Genomic DNA, 3,147 nt, shown 5'->3' on the forward strand with positions numbered 1-3,147 from the left:
CCAAACAACGATGTTTTACAGCACAACAAGATAAATGCTGACGGTCGTACAAAAATGAATGCATATTAATTTACTGGAGTGCAATTCGATTCGCAATCACCAAACGCAAGCCTAACGGATTGCTATAACGAAGTAAAAAATGCTTTTGTTTAGAATGTGCTGTTGTACCAAAAAATCGATGTAAATCAGAACGATCTTTTACAACCAGAATGCGATTATCTTCATTGATCATAAGCATGGGAAGGCCATAAGTATCCGCCCATAACCGCCAATCCAGAAGAACATTATTCAAATCTCTGGAAACCAAAAGCGGTATACAAGCTTCCTCATCGGCATGAAGTAATTCTAATGCAACAGCTCTTTCTCCTGAACGCGTTTTTACGGTACGTGCTGCAATTCCTTGAAAATGATAAGGGGGTATTAAATGCGATAAGCTTGAAGGCATATCCGTTTTAAAAGAAACACCACGCTCATTTAACGAACAAATAACCTGATTACCCGTTTTGGATGAAAAATATGTCGTCGTTTGTGGCAAATGGCACGGATCTAACCGAAATTCAAGCACCGCTTTTGCCTGATTAAAGCATTGATTAGCCATATACATTATCCCAATTTATCTTAAATAACATACACCCTTTAGCAGCTTTTTCTCATTGGATTATTAAAAGTTTGAATAAAAAACAACTGGTTTCTTTTTTGGTTATTAAAATCTAAACAAAAATGCATGATCACCATTCTTGAATTATAATACTTTTCCAGGATTCATTATCCCTAAAGGATCGAGTGTTTTTTTAATCCCTTGCATAATATCCAATGCGACAGGCGATTTAAAAGAACGAAGTTCTTCGCGCTTAAGCTGACCAATTCCATGCTCAGCAGAAAATGCACCTCTATAGTCCACCACTAAACTATGAATGCGATGATTCATTGTTGACCATAACTGCAAAAACACTGTCGTATCAGCTCCTACAGGTTGTGTAATATTATAATGTAAATTTCCATCGCCCATGTGTCCAAAACAAATCACCCGTGCTCCTGGAGCAATATCTTCAACAATAAGCGCTGCCTCAGCAATAAAATCAGGAATAGAAGCAAGTGGGATTGCAATATCATGCTTAATGGACCCTCCTGCTAACTTTTGTGCTGATGATATACTTTCTCGTAATTGCCAAAAAAAATCTTGCTGTTTTAAAGATTGCGCAACAACTGCATCTTCTATCACCGCATTCTTTAAAGCTTCTTCTAAAATAGTACTCAATACCGATAACGCCTCATCATTGCCTTGCAACGATGAAATGTTCATTAATACATACCATTCATGTTTCCGCTGAAGAGGAGGCTTCTCACACATCTTATAATCTAAAGCCATTTGCAAACTGAGATTTCCCATGAGCTCAAAACCTGTCAACATCCCTCCTCCATATTCTTGAGCCAGAGATAAAAACTCTAAAGCCTTCGCCGGACTATATAATCCCACCAAAGCAACAGCTTTTCCTTTTATTTTTGGAAACATCTTCAAAACGGCTGCGGTTATAACTCCCAATGTGCCTTCTGCACCAATAAAAAGATCTTTTAAATCGTAACCGCTATTGTCTTTTTTAACAAAACGCAAATCATCTAAAATACGCCCATCCGGTAAAACAATTTCTAAACCAAGACAAAGATCACGCATATTGCCATAAGCTAAAACAGCTGTCCCTCCAGCATTCGACGAAAGATTGCCTCCTACTTGGCAAGAACCTTCAGATGCCAAAGAAAGAGGGAAAAAACGACCTGATTCATCCACTTTTTTCTGTAAATCCTGTAAAATAACACCAGCCTCTACAACAACAAAATTTCCCTCAAGATTTATAGCTCTAATCTTATTTAATCGCTCCATGGATAAAAGAACGCTCCCTCCTCCTTCATCTGGTTGTTGTCCCCCCACAAGCCCTGTATTTCCACCCTGTGGCACAATCGGTGTGCGCGTTTTGCTCGCTAACTGCATAATCGATGAGACCTCTGCGCAAGAAGATGGACGTAAAAGTAAAGGTGTTTTTCCATGAAAAAGCCCACGCTCTTCAAGCAAATACGGTGCAATCAAAGCTTGATCCGTTATAGCATGCTTAGCACCAACAATTTCCCTAAACCCTTCAATTAATTCCTGCTCCATGTTCATTTCTCCTTTGGAGCCGCAGCCCGTATAAGACGATCATTGATAGCCTCTCCTAATCCGTATGATGGAATAGGTTCTACTGCGATACATCTCACTTTAAATGAATCTAATTCCTTCATATATTGAAATAAATGAGAGGCTGCCTCTTCCAACTTTCCATCTTCGCTAAGGTTTAAAATAGAAACGGCATTTTCAGCCCCCATAACACGCTTTGAACCAAATGCTAAAAGCGCTTCACCATTTTCCACCTTTTCTACATTCAAACGAACCGTAGCATTGGGAGCATAATGTGATTTTAACATCCCAGGAGCTTCAATCGCCGCCCTTTGATCTATCCGTTTTAAAGGCTTCCCCACAACCTCTTCAATTTCATCAGCCGCAAGCCCCCCTGGACGCAAAAGATAAATATTTTCACCACAAATTTTAATAATCGTTGATTCCAGCCCTATTTTAGCAGGTCCTCCGTCCAATATCAAAGGAACAGATTCCCCCAAAGATGCAAAAACAGCCTCAGCTGAAGTAGGGCTAAGACGCCCCGATTGATTCGCACTAGGAGCAGCAAGTGGACGGCCAAAATGTTGTACCACTTCCGCAAAACGACTGTCTGGAAAACGAACAGCCAAGGTATTCAAACCAGAGGTTGTTAAAGGATGGATATTATGCTGTTCCTTTAAAGGCAAAACCAATGTCAAAGGCCCTGGCCAAAATTCCTCTATTAATTGGCGTGAAAGAAAGTCAATTTTAACATAACGTTCCGCCATTTCGATGCCGCTAACATGCGCAATAAGAGGATTAATTTGTGGACGACCCTTTGTAGAATAAATAGAAGAAATTGCCCTCCCATTGGTTGCATCGCCCGCTAATCCATAAACAGTTTCTGTTGGTAACGCTACTAACTTCCCTTGTTCAAGAAGCGCTATTGCCTCTCTTATCGAAGCACTATCGAGTGGTAGAATCGTCATGACACATCATTTCTATAACACTCTTTTAGT

At 40.0% G+C, this 3,147-nt stretch carries 3 protein-coding genes; all 3 read right to left on the minus strand.

Annotated features, from left to right (window positions below; all coding sequences use genetic code 11):
- Positions 1–70 precede the first annotated feature (70 nt).
- Positions 71–598 (minus strand): DUF6101 family protein, encoded by a 528-nt coding sequence (locus ACFIQE_RS09265; RefSeq protein WP_375628324.1) that lies wholly within the window; start codon positions 596–598, stop codon positions 71–73.
- Between the two features lie 144 nt (positions 599–742).
- A complete protein-coding gene (locus ACFIQE_RS09270; protein WP_375707601.1) occupies positions 743–2,152 on the minus strand; it encodes an FAD-binding oxidoreductase in 1,410 nt (469 codons plus the stop codon).
- Positions 2,153–2,154: 2 nt separating this feature from the next.
- Entirely contained in the window at positions 2,155–3,117 is a 963-nt protein-coding gene (locus tag ACFIQE_RS09275) for an L-threonylcarbamoyladenylate synthase (RefSeq protein ID WP_375613034.1), read from the minus strand.
- Between the last annotated feature and the right edge of the window lie 30 nt (positions 3,118–3,147).

The sequence above is a fragment of the Bartonella sp. AA1HLJMS genome, assembly GCF_042197445.1.
In the GTDB taxonomy this organism is placed as follows: Bacteria; Pseudomonadota; Alphaproteobacteria; order Rhizobiales; family Rhizobiaceae; genus Bartonella.